Source organism: Serratia sp. CY27727, assembly GCF_052169275.1.
GTDB classification, from domain to species: domain Bacteria; phylum Pseudomonadota; class Gammaproteobacteria; order Enterobacterales; family Enterobacteriaceae; genus Serratia; species Serratia sarumanii.
This window is the reverse complement of the sequence record NZ_JBJNLB010000009.1, coordinates 84,362-99,267: the sequence shown is the minus strand read 5'-3', so window position 1 is coordinate 99,267 and position 14,906 is coordinate 84,362. Positions and strand designations below refer to the sequence as shown.

Below are 14,906 nucleotides of genomic sequence, written 5' to 3'. Positions count from 1 at the left end.
TGTGACGGCCGCCATGATCTCGGCGACCACCATTGGACTATTCGTCAGAGCCCTCCAAAAATAAAATAATATGTTCCGATCTGGCTCCTCAGGTTTTTTTATGAAGATTACGCTGCGCCATATTCGCTGCGCCCTGGCGGTGACTCGCCACGGCAATATCACACAGGCTGCCGAGCACTTGAATGTCTCGCAGCCGGCGGTTTCCGCTGCGCTCAATGAATTGGAAGAGCTTATGGGGAAAGCGCTGTTTGTGCGCCAGCGGGGACAAGGGGTGACGCTCACGCCATTTGGGCGACACGCGATGGACAAGGCCCAGCAGATAGTTGCCGGCGTGCACGAGCTGGAACGCCTGGCCGACGAGCGCAGAACCTTGGCCGGTGAGCTGACGCTGGGGTGTTTTGAGGATTTGGCGCCTTACTGCCTGCCGCAGCTGTTGCGCGGGCTGAAAGAAAGTCATCCGGCGATTGGTGTCTCGATTCGTGAATATGGTTTCGACCAAATCAGCAAGCAGTTGAGCAACGGCACGTTGGACGCGGCGCTCAGCTATGATCTTGGCCTGCCGGAGCGGATACGCAGCACCGTATTATGTGAACTGTCCGCTCATGCACTGTTGCCGGCCGACCATCCATTGGCTGATCAAGGCGAGGTCAGCTTGCGGCAGCTCTGTAACTACCCTTTGGTGTTGACGAATCAAGCCTACAGCTCACAACATTTCCTGGAATTGTTTCACTTCTACGGTCTGCAGCCACAGCGCCTCAGTAAAGCCTACTCCCTCGAATTGCAGCGTGGTCTGGTGGCCAACGGTTTCGGTGTCGCCGTGGCTTACACCCGACCTTTTGGCGATCACAGCTACGATGGACAGCCATTGGCCATCCTTCCCATTGCAGAACCGTTACCGCCACAGCGTATTGTTCTGGCTGAGCCGCGTGCCAGCAGCAACTCGCCCCTGGTCAATGCGCTGCGGGAACGGGCAATGCGGTGGTTTGGTGAAAGCGCGGGGTTCGGCTGGCGCCTTTAGCGACGTTGCCGATGTGGACGGCAAATAGAAAAAGAAAAGGGCCGGATAACCGGCCCTTTCTTCGTTACGCTGCGGCTCAGGAAGCCAGAGACAGCGTTTTCGTTTTCGCGTGTTCCGCCAGCCAGGCTTTCACTCGCGCCTGCTGCGCTTCGTCCAGCCACATGCCCAGCTTGGTGCGGCGCCAGATGGCGTCGTCCAGCTCTACGACCCACTCTTTCTCGGTCAGGTAGCGCAGTTCGGCTTCATACAGACCGTGGCCGAAATCTTCGCCCAGATCGGCGAGGCCGTTGGCGCCGGCCAGGATCAGCTCGCTCTGGCTACCGTAGGTGCGGGCATAGCGGCGCGCCAGCGCTTCCGGCAACCAGCCGTGGGCGCGGCGCAATTTGGCTGCGTAGCCGTCGCGATCGCCGCCGATGTCACCGCCCGGCAGCGTGGCGTTTTTGGTCCACGCCGGGCCGCAGCCTGGGTAGTAGTGGGCCAGTTTTTCCATCGCGTGCTCGGCCAGCTTGCGGTAGGTGGTCAGCTTGCCGCCGAAGACCGACAGCAGCGGCGCCTTGCCTTGTTCGTCGTGCACGTCCAGCGTGTAATCGCGGGTGATCGCCTGCGGCGAATCGGATTCGTCGTCGCACAGCGGACGCACGCCGGAGTAAGTCCAGACGATGTCGTCGCGGCCCAGCTGCTTCTTGAAGTGATCGTTGTACACTTTCAGCAGATAAGCGATTTCGTTCTCGTCGATCTTCACGTCCTTCGGATCGCCTTTGTACTCCACGTCGGTGGTGCCGATGATGGAGAACTCGTCATTCCACGGGATCACGAACACGATGCGGTGGTCTTCGTTCTGCAGAATGTAAGACTGCGGCTGATCGTGTACGCGCGGCACCACGATGTGGCTGCCTTTGATCAGGCGGATGCCGTAAGGCGATTTCAGCTTCAGGCCGTCGTCGAAGAAGTTTTTCACCCACGGGCCGGTGGCGTTCACCAGGCCTTTGGCGCGCCAGGTGAAGGTTTTGCCGCTGTCGATATCGACCGCTTCCACCATCCACATGCCGTTTTCACGCCATGCGCGGGTCACTTTGGTGCGGGTGCGCACTTCGCCGCCGCGTTTTTCCACTTCCTGCGCGTTCAGCACCACCAGGCGAGCATCGTCGACCCAGCAGTCGGAATATTCGAAACCGCGCTTCAATTCAGGCTTCAGCACCGACTCTGGTCCAAAGCGCAAGCCCTTGCTGCCCGGCAGGCTGGTGCGTTTGCCCAGGTGATCGTACAGGAACAGGCCGATACGGATCATCCAGGCCGGGCGCAGGTGCGGCTGGTGCGGCAGGCGGAAACGCATTGGGAACGCGATGTGCGGCGCCAGCTTCAGCAGCACTTCACGTTCGGCCAGCGCTTCGCTCACCAAACGGAATTCGTAGTGTTCCAGGTAGCGCAGGCCACCGTGGATCAGTTTGGAACTGGCGGAAGACGTAGCACAGGCCAAGTCTTGCGCTTCCAGTAGCAGTACCGACAGCCCGCGCCCGGCAGCATCCGCCGCGATGCCGGCACCGTTGATGCCGCCACCGATAACGATCAAGTCTTTGGTTTCCACGTCATCTTCCTCCAGATGTTCGAAATAGCTCTTTCATGTTCGTTTTCGCTCATGATTGTAATCAAAAACCAACAAGCAAGCCAAGACTTAACCAAACAAAAACATTTAGGCGTGATAAAGGTAACAGTTTGGTGATGATAGGCACATAAATGATAAGGATATGGCGCGGGCGGGCAAACGGCTGTCGAAAAGGGGGCGTCGGGGGTGGGAAACGGGGCGGCGGCGCGCCCCGCGGATTAACGGCGGATCAGCACAGCTCCAGCTGCACGTCGTACTGCTCGATGATTTTCATCACGCTCGGCGGCGGCAGCTGGTCGGTAAACAGGTAGTCGATCAGGTTCATGTTGCCCAGGTTGACCATGGCGTTGCGGCCGAATTTGGAGTGGTCGGTGACCAGCATCACGCAGCGGGAATTTTCGATAATCGCGCGTTTGGTGCGCACTTCGTGATAGTCGAATTCGAGCAGCGAACCGTCCATATCGATGCCGCTGATGCCGAGAATGCCGTAATCGAGGCGGAATTGGGAGATAAAGTCCAGGGTGGCTTCGCCCATGATGCCGCCGTCGCGGGTGCGCACTTCGCCGCCGGCCAGGATCAGACGGAAGTCTTCCTTGGCGGTCAGCAGGGTGGCGACGTTGAGGTTGTTGGTGACCACGCGCAGGTTCTTGTGGTTCATCAGCGCATGGGCCACCGCTTCCGGCGTGGTGCCGATATCGATGAACAGCGTGGCGCCGTCCGGGATCTGGCTGGCGACGCGCTGCGCGATGCGGGCCTTCTCTTCCGACCACATCACCTTGCGATCGTTATAGGCAGCGTTGACCGAGCTGGAAGGCAGCGCCGCGCCGCCGTGGTGACGCTGGATCTTGTTCTGGTCGGCCAGGTCATTCAAATCGCGGCGAATCGTTTGCGGGCTGACGTCAAAATGTTCGACCAGCTCTTCCGTGCTGACGTAACCCTGCAGGCGCACCAGCTCGATAATTGCGTCATGACGCTGTGTTTGCTTCACGATAATCCCCTAAAACGCCCGCTATGCCCGCTGGGCACAGCTCCCGGCTGTTATTGTTCGTTGTGTGCGCGATGGCGCGTATCCCAAAATGCCATCAATAACCCTAACACTAAACCGGCTACGTGTGCCGCGTTGGCGATCGACATTCCTAAAATATCGAAATATCCGGCCACCAGCCACAGCACCGAGAACGCCATCAGGCCGCGCGGCAGTATCAGGCCGCGCTCTGGCGCCCGTTCACCCGTTAGCCATACATAGCCCATCAGCGCATAAACCACGCCCGACAGCCCGCCGAACAGCGCGCCGCTGAACAGCGATTGCGCCCAGCCGCTGAAGAAGGCCGACACCACCGCCAGCACGAACAGCTTGCCGGCGCCGAGGCGTTTTTCCATCTGGCCGCCGAGATACCACCACCACATCAGGTTAAACAGAATATGCAGCAGGGAGAAGTGCAGGAACGCATGGCTGACCCAGCGCCACAGCTGCGTGTATTGGCTGCTGTTTTGCGGCCAAGAGAGCCAGTACATCACGGTGTCGTCGCCCAGCGCCTGCATCAGAATATAGACCGCGATGCACAGCACCATCACGCCGAGCGTCAGCGGCCCGGCCTTGCTGCGCAGGGTGTGCAGATAGGATTCGCTCTGATAGTGCAGGCCGGCGTCGGTATGGCCGGTCTGCCAACTGGCGGCCTGATAACGGCGGTTGAGCGGATCGGTCAGAAACTGCTGCAGCTCGTGTTGCACCTGCTCGAGGTGAACGTCGTCGGCCAGCCAGATTTCCGCCGCCTCGCCGCTGTTGCGCAGCTCAAGCCGGATGCCCTGGGTCGCCATATAGTCGACAAAGGCCAGCGCCAGGCGCGGGTTGGATACGGCGATTACTCTAACCATTGCTCTTCCGTCGTAAGTGAATGATTTTGGCCGCGGCTTGCCCGCCGGCGACCCTGACGGTCGATTATAACGTCGAAATCCTGAGCGCTGGCAAACGGATCTGCGAAAAACCCGCGAAAACGCGCACAAAATCGAAGGGGAAGCCCGCCGACGCACGGCGGGCGGCGGGGATCAGGCAGAGGTTTCCACGTCTTGCGGATACTGGCGGGCCCAGGCCTCGAAGCCGCCGTCGATGCTGTAGACCGCGTCGAACCCCTGGTGCAGCAGATACTGCGCCGCGCTGCGGCTGCTGTTGCCGTGGTAGCACATCACCATTACCGGCCGCTCGAAGTCGTTTTGCTGCATAAAGGCCGACAGGGTGGCGTTGGTGAGGTGAAAGGCGCCCGGCGTATGCCCGGCTTCAAAACTTTGCGGATCGCGGATGTCGACCAGGGCGGCGCTGCCCTCTTTCCAGCGGGCGTACGCTTGCTCAACGTTGATCGCTTCGAACTGTTCCATACTGCTGACTGCCTCGTAATTGGGGGACGCCGCTATTGTAACCAACTCTGCGGCGTTTAAGACCAGAGCAAGGGTGTGGTTTTGTCACACCAGCAGCACTTCAACGCCCTGTTGACGCAGTTGCTCAACGATCGCCGGATTGGCAGCGCGGCCGGTGATCACCATGGCGATTTGCTCGGTGCGGCTGAACAGCATGCCGGCGCGTTGGCCGACTTTGCTGCTGTCGACCAGCACCACCAGTTTACCGACGTAGTTGAGCATCTTTTGCTCCGCCATGGCGGTCAGCATATCCGTTTTATACAAACCCTCGGCGGTAAGGCCGATACCGCTGGTGAACATCCAGTGCCCGGCGTACAGCGTCGCGTCGCCGTCCTGAGGCGCCAGGGTAATCGACTGAGTCTTGTTGTACTGGCCACCCATGATCACCACGCTGTCATGGTCCTGTTCGATCAGGTAGTTGGCCAGCGGCAGGTAGTTGGTGATCACCTGAACCGGCTTGCCGCAAATTTCACGCCCCAGCAGAAATGCGGTGGAACCGCAGTTGATCACCACGCTTTCGCCCGGCTGACAGAGTTGCGCCGCCGCTGCCGCGATGCGCATTTTTTCGTCGAGATGCTGGGTTTGGTGGATGTTGAGCGGCGTCCAGGCCGGGCGCGGGGTTTGCGTGGCTTCGGCGCCGTTGCGCACTTTGCGCAATTTGCCAATTTCATTCAGTTTGTTGATGTCCCGGCGCGCGGTGGCCGGAGAGATGTCAAACGCCGCGATCACGTCCGCCACGGAGATTTGCCCCTTGCGATGCAAGAGATCGAGAATGGCATTGTGGCGTTGGGACTCTGTCATGCGGGCTCCATCAGGGTGAGAAGAACGTCGTTGTCTTCGATTATATGCGCGCCGTTTGACGATTTGAATCATTGCCGTTCAAAAGCGCGCATCAGTATGCAACACCGGTTGATTACAAGAAAGACTTGAAGGGCAGGTCGGGTTCCTGGGTGAAACAATCATCGAACCCGCGCGGATAGTGATATTCCAGATTGTCTTTGTCCTGTGGCCAGATGAACTTGCCGCCAACTTGCCAGATAAACGGTTTGAAACCGTACTTGAGCCGGTCCTTTTTCATATCCCACAACACGCGGATCTCCTGCGGATCTGCCTGGAAATTCGACCAAATATCGTGGTGGAAGGGGATCACGACCTGGGCGTTCAACGACTCCGCCATACGCAAGATGTCGGCGCTGGTCATCTTGTCGGTAATGCCGCGTGGGTTCTCGCCGTAGGAGCCGAGGGCGACATCAATGTGGTGATCGTTGCCGTGCTTGGCGTAATAGTTGGAGTAGTGAGAATCGCCGCTGTGATAAAGGTTGCCGCCCGGCGTTTTGAACAGGTAATTGACCGCACGCAGGTCCATGCCGTCCGGCAGTACGCCCGCGGCCTTTTGTTCCACCGGTAATGTGATCAGCGCCGTGCGATCGAAAGCATCCAGCGCATGAATTTCGACGTCTTTGATTTTTATCACGTCGCCAGGTTTGACGGTGATGCAGCGCGCCGGCGGCACGCCCCAGCCGATCCAGATATCCACGCAGCTTTTCGGCCCGATAAACGGGACGGATTCGGGACAGTTCTGCAACACGGCCGCCGCGACGTTCACATCGATATGGTCGTTGTGATCGTGCGTGGCCAGCACGGCGTCGAGCTGGGTGATGGCGAACGGGTCGAGTACGAATGGGGTGGTGCGCAGGTTCGGCTGCAGTTTCCGCACCCCCGCCATGCGCTGCATTTGGTGGCCGGTTTTCATCAGCGGGTTGCCGTGGCTCTGCTTGCCGGTGCCACACCAAAAATCAACGCACAGGTTGGCGCCTTCTTCAGACTTGAGCCAGATGCCGGTGCAGCCCAGCCACCACATGGCGAAGGTGCCGGGCGCGACTTTCTCCTGCTCTATCTCTTCGTTCAGCCAAGTGCCCCATTCGGGAAAGGTGTTCAATATCCAGGACTCGCGGGTGATGTCGTTGACTTTACTCATGGGTTTTTCCTCATTGTCGGTGATGATAAAATCATAAGTAATCACATTTAGATTTTATGTGACTTGTTTTGATTGAATCTAGCATCGTTTTTTTCAGCTGACAACGATCTTAACTCCCGTTAACGCCGCCTTATTCGCGTGCGACACTGCCCATGGCGCTTATGCTTCTCCTGGTTACTGCTATTAAATTCAATGGGTAATAAAATGAGTGTTGCCTAATTCATTGAATGTTAGTGGAATTGATTTTTATCTTGCGAGGTTGTTCACAAATAATCATTTATGATCTTTTTGTGATTGTTGGTGATTGATATGGTGAAAGCGTTACCTGCACGCCAACCTTTCCGGGAGAGCCGTATGGAAACCCTTTACACCATCTTCACCGTCTTTTTTAACCAGGTGATGACCAATGCGCCGCTGCTGCTGGGGCTGGTTACACTGCTGGGTTACACGTTGCTGCGCAAAAGCGCGGCGGTCATCATCAAAGGCACCATCAAGACTATTATCGGTTTCATGTTATTGCAGGCCGGCTCCGGCATCCTGACCGGCACGTTCAAACCGGTTGTGGCGAAGTTGTCCGAGGTATACGGCATCAACGGGGCGATTTCGGACACCTATGCTTCGATGATGGCCACCATCGAACGTATGGGGGACGCCTACAGCTGGGTCGGCTACGCGGTATTGCTGGCATTGGCGCTGAACATTCTCTACGTACTGCTGCGGCGTATTACCGGGATTCGTACCATCATGCTCACCGGCCACATCATGTTTCAGCAGGTTGGGCTGATCGCGGTATTTTTCTACATTCTGGGTTACGGCATGTGGACGACGGTATTGTGCAGCGCGCTCTTGGCTTCACTGTACTGGGGCATCACCTCCAACATGATGTTCAAACCGACGCAGGCGGTAACGGAAAACAGCGGCTTCTCGATCGGGCATCAACAGCAGTTCGCGTCGTGGCTGGCATACAAGGCCGCACCGTATCTCGGTAAAAAAGAGGACAGCGTGGAAGATCTGAAGCTGCCCGGGTGGCTGAACATTTTCCATGACAACATCGTGTCCACCGCCATCGTGATGACGCTGTTTTTCGGCATCATTCTGTGCTCGTTCGGCTTGGACACTCTGCAGGCGATGGCCGGTAAAACCCACTGGAGCATTTATATCCTGCAAACCGGGCTGATGTTCGCGGTGGCGATTTTCATCATCGTGCAGGGCGTGCGCATGTTCGTCGCCGAATTGACCGAGGCCTTTAACGGCATTTCCCAACGTCTGATCCCCGGCGCGGTACTGGCCATCGACTGTGCCGCCATTTATAGCTTCGCGCCCAACGCCGTGGTGTGGGGTTTTATGTGGGGCACCATCGGCCAACTGATCGCCGTCGGCATACTGTTGGCGCTCGGCTCTTCCATCATGATTATTCCCGGTTTCATTCCCATGTTCTTTTCTAACGCCACCATCGGCGTATTCGCTAACCACTTCGGTGGCTGGCGCGCGGCGATGAAGATCTGTCTGGTGATGGGAATGATAGAGATCTTCGGCTGCGTGTGGGCCATCAAACTGACCGGGCTAAGTGCCTGGATGGGCATGGCGGACTGGTCGATTCTGGCGCCGCCGCTGATGCAGGGGCTGAGTCTGGGCCTGTGGTTTATGGGCGTGGTGATCGTTATCGCCCTGCTGTACATGTTCTTCGCCGGACGCACCCTGCGTGCGGAAGAAGATGCTGAAAAACAATCGGTTGAACCGGCGTCACGTTAATAGGAGTGCAGATTATGACGGTACGAATCCTGGCGGTATGCGGTTGCGGGCAAGGCAGTTCCATGATCATGAAAATGAAAGTCGACCAATTTTTAACGCAGCAAGGTGTGAATCATTCGGTCAACAGCTGTGCGGTGGGGGAATACAAATCCGAGTTGAACGGGGCCGACATCATCATTGCTTCCACCCATGTCGCCGACGAAATCGTCGTGAGCGGCAACAAATATGTGGTTGGGGTGCGCAATATGCTCTCGGCGGCGGACTTCGGCCCGAAGCTGATGGAAGTTATCGGCACGCATTTTCCGCAAGATTTGAAGCAGTAAGGAGCGAGTGATGAAGCTGAGCGATTCGTTGGCGCAAAACAACGCCATCCAGCTGCAGGCGGAGGCTGCTGACTGGCGGCAGGCGGTGCGGTTGGGCGTCGATTTGCTGGTGGCTGCCGGGGTGGTGGAACGGCGCTATTTCGACGCCATTTTGGCCGGCGTCGACCGGCACGGCCCTTACTTCGTGCTGGCGCCGGGCCTGGCGATGCCGCACGGCCGGCCGGAGGAAGGGGTGCTGAAAACCGGCTTCGCCTTGGTCACCTTGAAAACGCCGGTGTGTTTCGGCGATGAGGACAACGATCCGATAGACATCTTGATCACCCTGGCGGCGGTGGACGCCAAAACGCATCAGGAGGTGGGGATCATGCAAGTGGTGAACCTGTTTGAAGATGAGGCGAACTTCGATCGCTTGCGGGCCTGTCGCCACGCGAGCGAGGTATTGGCGTTGATCGACAAAACGTCTACGGCGGCGAATTGATTGAAGGAGACCAACAATGAACACGCAGTTACCGATGTTGCAGGTGGCGCTGGATAACCTGTCCATGGCCGCAGCTTACGACACGACTCGCCTGATCGCGGCCGAAGTCGACATCATCGAAGTCGGCACTATTTTGTGCGTGGCGGAAGGCGTGCGCGCCGTACGCGATCTGAAAGCGCTGTATCCGGATCGCATCGTGTTGGCGGACGCAAAAATCGCCGATGCGGGTCAGATTTTGGCGCGAATGTGCTTCGAGGCGCATGCCGATTGGATCACGGTGATCTGCTGTGCCGACATCAATACGGTCAAGGGCGCCCTGCAGGTAGCGCATGAGTTCGGTGGCGACGTGCAGATCGAACTGACGGGGTTCTGGACCTGGGAACAGGCGCAGGCGTGGCGTGAAGCGGGAATGGGTCAGGTGGTGTACCACCGCAGCCGCGATGCGCAGGCCGCAGGGGTCGCATGGAGCGAAGACGATATCCGCGCGGTGCGTCGCCTGAGCGAGATGGGTTTTAAGGTGACGGTCACCGGCGGACTGGCGCTGGAGGATTTGCCTCTGTTCCAGGGCATTCCCATCCATGTCTTTATCGCCGGACGCAGCATTCGCGATGCCGCCGATCCGGTCGCGGCGGCGCGGGAATTTAAATCCGTCATTGCCCAGCTGTGGGGCTGAGGAGCGGTTATGTTGCACAAATCCGTGCCGTTGGGCATCTATGAGAAAGCGTTGCCGCCGGGCGAGGACTGGCTGACGCGCCTGCAACTGGCGGGTGAGTTGGGATTCGATTTCGTTGAAATGTCGATCGATGAAAGCGACGGCCGCCTGGCGCGATTGGACTGGAGCACTGAACAGCGGCTCGCCTTGGTTAGCGCCGTTGCGGCGAGCGGTGTGCGCGTCCCTTCTTTATGCCTCAGCGCCCACCGGCGTTTTCCGTTGGGCAGTGCAGACGACACCACGCGCGACCGGGGACTGGAGATCGTGCGAAAAGCTATTCGGCTGGCGCAGGATACCGGTATCCGGGTGATCCAACTGGCCGGGTATGACGTTTATTACCAGCAGTCAACTGCGCAGACCCGCGCCCGGTTCCGTGCCGGATTGGCGCAGGCGGTGGAGATGGCCAGCCGTGCGCAGATCATGCTGGCGATGGAAATCATGGACTATCCGCTGATGAACTCGATCAGCAAGGCGCTGGGCTATGCCCACTACCTGAATAACCCGTGGTTTCAGCTGTACCCGGACATCGGCAACTTGTCTGCCTGGGACAACGATGTGCCGATGGAGCTCATGGCCGGGCGCGGACATATCGTGGCGGTACACGTTAAGGATACGCGGCCGGGGGAGTTTAAGAATGTGCCGTTCGGCGAGGGCGTGGTCGATTTCGTGCGCTGTTTCGAAACGCTGTTGCAGAGCGGCTATCGCGGCCCCTATCTGCTCGAGATGTGGAGCGAGAAAGCGGACGATCCGCTGCGGGCGGTGCGGGAGGCGCGAGCCTGGGTGGTTGAACGCATGGTCGAGGCCGGGTTGGAAATAAGGGGGGAGCATGCTGGAGCAACTGAAAAGTCAGGTGTACCGAGCCAATATGGCGTTGCCTGAGCACGGGCTGGTGACCTATACCTGGGGCAATGTCAGCGGCATCGATCGGGCCAGTGGGCTGGTGGTGATCAAACCCAGCGGCGTACCTTATGAAACGATGCGGGCTGAGGATATGGTGGTGGTGAATACGCGAGGTGAGGTTGTCGAGGGGCAACTGCGGCCTTCGTCCGATACGCCGACGCATTTGGCGCTGTATCGGGCGTTCCCCCAACTCGGCGGTGTGGTGCATACGCACTCCACCCATGCCACCGCCTGGGCGCAGGCGGGTGAAGCGATACCGGCGCTCGGCACCACCCACGCCGACTATTTTTCCGGCGACATTCCTTGCACCCGCGGGCTGACGGCGGAAGAGGTGGCGCGGGAATATGAGCTGAACACCAGTCGGGTGATTATCGAAACCCTGAAAGGGCGTGAACCGCTGCACATTCCCGGCATCCTAGCGTATCAGCATGGCCCGTTCAGTTGGGGAAGGACGCCGGATGAGGCGGTGCATAACGCCGTGGTGTTGGAGGAGGTGGCGAAAATGGCGTGGATCAGCCGGGATATTAACCCCGGCCTGAAACGGATCGATGACTATCTGCTGGAAAAGCATTTCAGCCGCAAACATGGCGCCGGCGCCTATTACGGCCAGCGCTGACTCTCAGGCGCCGTACCCCATCATCTTCAACAGCTGCTGCGCTTGCTGCACCGCTTCCTGGCGATGGGCCACGCCCAGTTTCTGATACAGGTTGCGGATGTGCGTCTTGATGGTGGTGGCCGCCACGTCCAACTCGCCGGCGATCTGGTCGTTGCTGTAGCCGGAATAGATCAGCCCCAGCACCTGCCATTCGCGCTGGGTGAGCGGGCTGGTGCGGATCAGCTCCGGCACCTGCGGGTGGGTCAGCAGCTTATCGACGAAATTCTCGTCAAAATGCGCGAACTTGTGCCGATGATGCTGGTTGATGTCGCGCAGGATGCGCTGGGCGCGATGCTGTTCCAGCTCCGGCAGCGTGTTGAGCTGGATCAGCTGGCGCAGCTGCTGCGCCATCGCTTCGCCCTCGATGACGAAGTGGCTGATAAAGCCGGTGCGGTTGGCCAGCGACAGCGCTTCGATCAACGCCTGCTGCGCTTCGCCTTTGCGCTCTTGCAGCCAGTAGAGCTGGTTGCTGAGCAGCAGGTTGCGGTTGAGATCGCTCACCAGCCGCAGGCGGCGGGCGTTTTCGTTCAGCTCATCCAGCACCACGCCGGCCTCTTCATACTGGCCGAGCAGGATCTGCACCCGCGCGATGTTGCGCCACTGGCCCTGCGTGAAGTGGTTGTCCGCCATGCCGGGTTTTTCGGTATGGCGCAGCCACTGGGCGGCGGCGGCGGTGTCGCCGGTCATCTGCCAGTGGATCACCCGCGACTTGTCGGTGTTGGTCAGCCAGTCGCGATGGTAGTGGGCGCCGTGCAGCAGGGTTTCGCAGCGCTGCAGATGGGTATTGGCGTTGTCCAGATCGCCGCGCGCCAGCGAGCATTTGGCCAGCATGGCGATGCACTGCAGCTGCTGTTGCGGCTGGTAGTTCGCCAGGATTTTCAGCCCGGTGCGCGCCGCGTCTTCCGCCTCGTCCAGCCGCGACCACGACCACAGGATCTGCGCGCGAATGCGCAGCAGGAACTCGTGCATCGGCAGCTGTTCCAGGTGCTGTTCGCGGATCAGTTCGAACGCCTTGTCCTGGGTTTCGTAAGCGGCCTGCAGGAAGCCCTGGGCGATGAGGATTTCGCTCTGCTGCAGCAGCGCCCAGAGCGCGTAATGGTTGGCCTGATGACGACGCGCCATCTGCTCGGTTTGCTGCATCATCGGCAGCGCGCGCGCCAGTTCGCCCTTGCAGTGGTGCACTTCGCCGGTCACCGAGGTGGCGACGATGCGGCTGTAATAGCTGGACAGCGGCAGGAATTTCAACGCTTCGGTCGCCAGCCGCTCGGCCTCTTCCGGTTTACCGGCGTTGATCGCCACCTGGGCGCGCAAGGCGTCGAACTCGGCGTGCAGCGTTTGGTCTATCTCGATTTTCTGCTCGCGCATGGTGCGCTCGGCGCGCTCCAGCAGGGTGTTGACCTCGCCGTAGCGGTGCTGGCTCTGCGCCAGCCAGGCCTGCAGCAGCGCCAGCTTGGGATTTTGGATCAGGCGCTCATAAGGCAGCGCGTTGAGGCACTCCTCCAGCAAGGCTAGTTCGCTGTGGTGGAACAGCGACCAGGCGTGTTGCAGCAGGATATCGCGCAGCATGCTGACGTCGCTGGCCGCCAGCGCATGGTGAATGGCCTCCGCCGGATACCCCAGCGCCAGCCAGCCCTCGGCGGCGGCGCGGTGCAACCCCGGCAGCTCCAGCGCCAGCTCCCACTGGCAACGCTGGCGCAGGAAAGAAGCGAACAGCGGATGGAAGTTGAACCATTCGCCGGTGTCGTCCATGCGGTGGATAAACAGCCCCTGGCGCTCCAGCTCCTCCAGCCGCTGCTGGCCGTTGTCTTCGCCGGTCAGCCGCACGATCAGCGCGTCATTCATCGAGCGCAGCACTGAACAGCGCAGCAGGAAGGCGCGTGCCTCGGCATCGACGTGATCCAGCACTTCGTCCACCAGATAGTCGGACAGGTGGCTGGCGTTCAGCCCCGCCAGCCGCTTGGCCGACAGCTGAGCTGACGAGGCGGACTGGCGGGCCGACAGCGCGATCAGCTGCAGCGCGGTGGCCCAGCCTTCGACTTCGTCGCACAGGCGGCTGCTGTCCTGCTGTTCCATCGGCGCCGCCAGGCGGCAGTCGAAGAATTGTTTGGCTTCCTGATGGGTAAACGCCAGCTGCTGCGTGCCCATTTCCAGCAGCTGATCGCGCACCCGCAGATTGGCGATGCCGAGCGGCGGCAGGGTGCGCGAGAGCAGGATCAGCGTCAGGTTTTCCGGCTGATGGCGCAGGAAGAAGCGCATGGCTTCGTGAATGGCGTCGTTGGTGATCAGGTGGTAGTCGTCGATCACCAGGTACAGCGGCTGGTGCCAGTCGGCCAGCTCGATAAACAGCTGGGCGAACAGCGCCGACAGGCTGGCGTACTGGTGTTTCTGGCTCAGCGCCTCGCTCTTGACGCAGCGGCCGCCGCTGGCCTGCTGCAGCGCGGCGATCAGGTAGCTGGCGAAGCGCTCCGGCTGGTTGTCGCTTTCATCCAGCGAATACCAGCCCAGATCGGCCTTGCCGGCCGCCCATTGGGCGATCAGCGTGGTTTTTCCGTATCCCGCCGGGCAATTGACCAGTGTCAGGCGATAGTTGCCCGCGCTGGCCAGTTTGGCCAGCAGGCGATCGCGGATCACGGTATTTTGCAGCCGTACCGGGCGGCTCAGTTTTGATGGGATCAGCATAGTATTCCAGGGTATAAATCGCGGTTCCCGCCGGGATTGGAGTGGCGCTAATTATTTTATGGTTCGTAATTAATAGCTCCCCCTAACTTCTGCCAACCCTAAACGTATTGCAACAAGCTTCCGCATCGGCTTGGAGTTAAGTTGCTATCGATCACACTTTTTTACGTTTGGCGTCGGCGCGCGGCGATGCGGTTGCAGATCGCATTTCCGGCCATGGACAAAACTTCAGCAGTGCGAATACTTGTGCTAACGTCATGGCTAACGTTCTCAGTGCTCGCCGCACGCGTTGGCGGGCTTTTTTGCATCGTTGCAAGGGAGTCAAACAGTGCCTGAGATCACAATTCCAGCTACGCCCCAATCCTCCTCCCCAGCTAATCCCCAGGCGGGATGATGCCG

General features: G+C 59.4%; 14 protein-coding genes. 7 read left to right on the top strand and 7 right to left on the bottom strand.

The window, feature by feature from the left end:
* Nucleotides 1-100 precede the first annotated feature (100 nt).
* Nucleotides 101-1,018 (top strand): LysR family transcriptional regulator, encoded by a 918-nt coding sequence (locus ACJ8HB_RS19595; protein WP_047570204.1) that lies wholly within the window; start codon nt 101-103, stop codon nt 1,016-1,018.
* Nucleotides 1,019-1,094: 76 nt separating this feature from the next.
* On the opposite strand, the gene glpD is transcribed toward ACJ8HB_RS19595, so the two are convergent.
* From glpD to ulaG, 6 genes are all read right to left on the bottom strand, one after another.
* The gene (gene glpD / locus ACJ8HB_RS19590) at nt 1,095-2,603 is read right to left on the bottom strand and encodes a glycerol-3-phosphate dehydrogenase (protein WP_033654445.1); all 1,509 of its coding nucleotides are present in this window, start codon (nt 2,601-2,603) and stop codon (nt 1,095-1,097) included.
* Nucleotides 2,604-2,850: 247 nt separating this feature from the next.
* Entirely contained in the window at nt 2,851-3,609 is a 759-nt protein-coding gene (locus tag ACJ8HB_RS19585; RefSeq protein ID WP_004930797.1) for a DeoR/GlpR family transcriptional regulator, read from the bottom strand.
* A gap of 50 nt (nt 3,610-3,659) precedes the next feature.
* Nucleotides 3,660-4,496, bottom strand: coding sequence for a rhomboid family intramembrane serine protease GlpG (glpG, locus tag ACJ8HB_RS19580; protein ID WP_047570206.1), 837 nt, complete (start codon nt 4,494-4,496; stop codon nt 3,660-3,662).
* 171 nt (nt 4,497-4,667) lie between these two features.
* On the bottom strand, nt 4,668-4,994 hold the full coding sequence (glpE, locus tag ACJ8HB_RS19575) for a thiosulfate sulfurtransferase GlpE (RefSeq protein ID WP_019455180.1): 327 nt from the start codon (nt 4,992-4,994) through the stop codon (nt 4,668-4,670).
* A gap of 84 nt (nt 4,995-5,078) precedes the next feature.
* On the bottom strand, nt 5,079-5,834 hold the full coding sequence (gene ulaR, locus ACJ8HB_RS19570; RefSeq protein WP_033636329.1) for an HTH-type transcriptional regulator UlaR: 756 nt from the start codon (nt 5,832-5,834) through the stop codon (nt 5,079-5,081).
* A gap of 112 nt (nt 5,835-5,946) precedes the next feature.
* Nucleotides 5,947-7,011 carry an L-ascorbate 6-phosphate lactonase gene (ulaG, locus tag ACJ8HB_RS19565; protein WP_047571714.1) on the bottom strand — a complete coding sequence of 355 codons (1,065 nt, stop codon included), beginning with the start codon at nt 7,009-7,011 and terminating at the stop codon, nt 5,947-5,949.
* Nucleotides 7,012-7,365: 354 nt separating this feature from the next.
* Between ulaG and ulaA the strand changes: the two genes are divergently transcribed.
* The 6 genes from ulaA to ACJ8HB_RS19535 are packed head-to-tail and all read left to right on the top strand — an operon-like array spanning nt 7,366 to nt 11,792.
* The gene (ulaA, locus tag ACJ8HB_RS19560; RefSeq protein WP_033636328.1) at nt 7,366-8,763 is read left to right on the top strand and encodes a PTS ascorbate transporter subunit IIC; all 1,398 of its coding nucleotides are present in this window, start codon (nt 7,366-7,368) and stop codon (nt 8,761-8,763) included.
* Between the two features lie 14 nt (nt 8,764-8,777).
* The gene (gene ulaB, locus ACJ8HB_RS19555) at nt 8,778-9,086 is read left to right on the top strand and encodes a PTS ascorbate transporter subunit IIB (RefSeq protein ID WP_033636327.1); all 309 of its coding nucleotides are present in this window, start codon (nt 8,778-8,780) and stop codon (nt 9,084-9,086) included.
* A gap of 10 nt (nt 9,087-9,096) precedes the next feature.
* Nucleotides 9,097-9,564 carry a PTS ascorbate transporter subunit IIA gene (gene ulaC / locus ACJ8HB_RS19550; protein WP_047570207.1) on the top strand — a complete coding sequence of 156 codons (468 nt, stop codon included), beginning with the start codon at nt 9,097-9,099 and terminating at the stop codon, nt 9,562-9,564.
* Between the two features lie 16 nt (nt 9,565-9,580).
* A complete protein-coding gene (locus tag ACJ8HB_RS19545) occupies nt 9,581-10,237 on the top strand; it encodes a 3-keto-L-gulonate-6-phosphate decarboxylase UlaD (protein WP_033649343.1) in 657 nt (218 codons plus the stop codon).
* A gap of 9 nt (nt 10,238-10,246) precedes the next feature.
* Nucleotides 10,247-11,155 (top strand): L-ribulose-5-phosphate 3-epimerase, encoded by a 909-nt coding sequence (locus tag ACJ8HB_RS19540; protein ID WP_047570209.1) that lies wholly within the window; start codon nt 10,247-10,249, stop codon nt 11,153-11,155.
* Complete coding sequence (locus ACJ8HB_RS19535; RefSeq protein ID WP_047571715.1) at nt 11,106-11,792, top strand: L-ribulose-5-phosphate 4-epimerase; 687 nt, start codon at nt 11,106-11,108, stop codon at nt 11,790-11,792. Before ACJ8HB_RS19540 ends, ACJ8HB_RS19535 begins: the two co-directional genes overlap by 50 nt.
* A 3-nt stretch (nt 11,793-11,795) precedes the next feature.
* Here the strand turns inward: ACJ8HB_RS19535 and malT are convergent, their stop codons facing one another.
* Nucleotides 11,796-14,510, bottom strand: coding sequence for an HTH-type transcriptional regulator MalT (gene malT, locus ACJ8HB_RS19530; protein WP_033649340.1), 2,715 nt, complete (start codon nt 14,508-14,510; stop codon nt 11,796-11,798).
* Between the last annotated feature and the right edge of the window lie 396 nt (nt 14,511-14,906).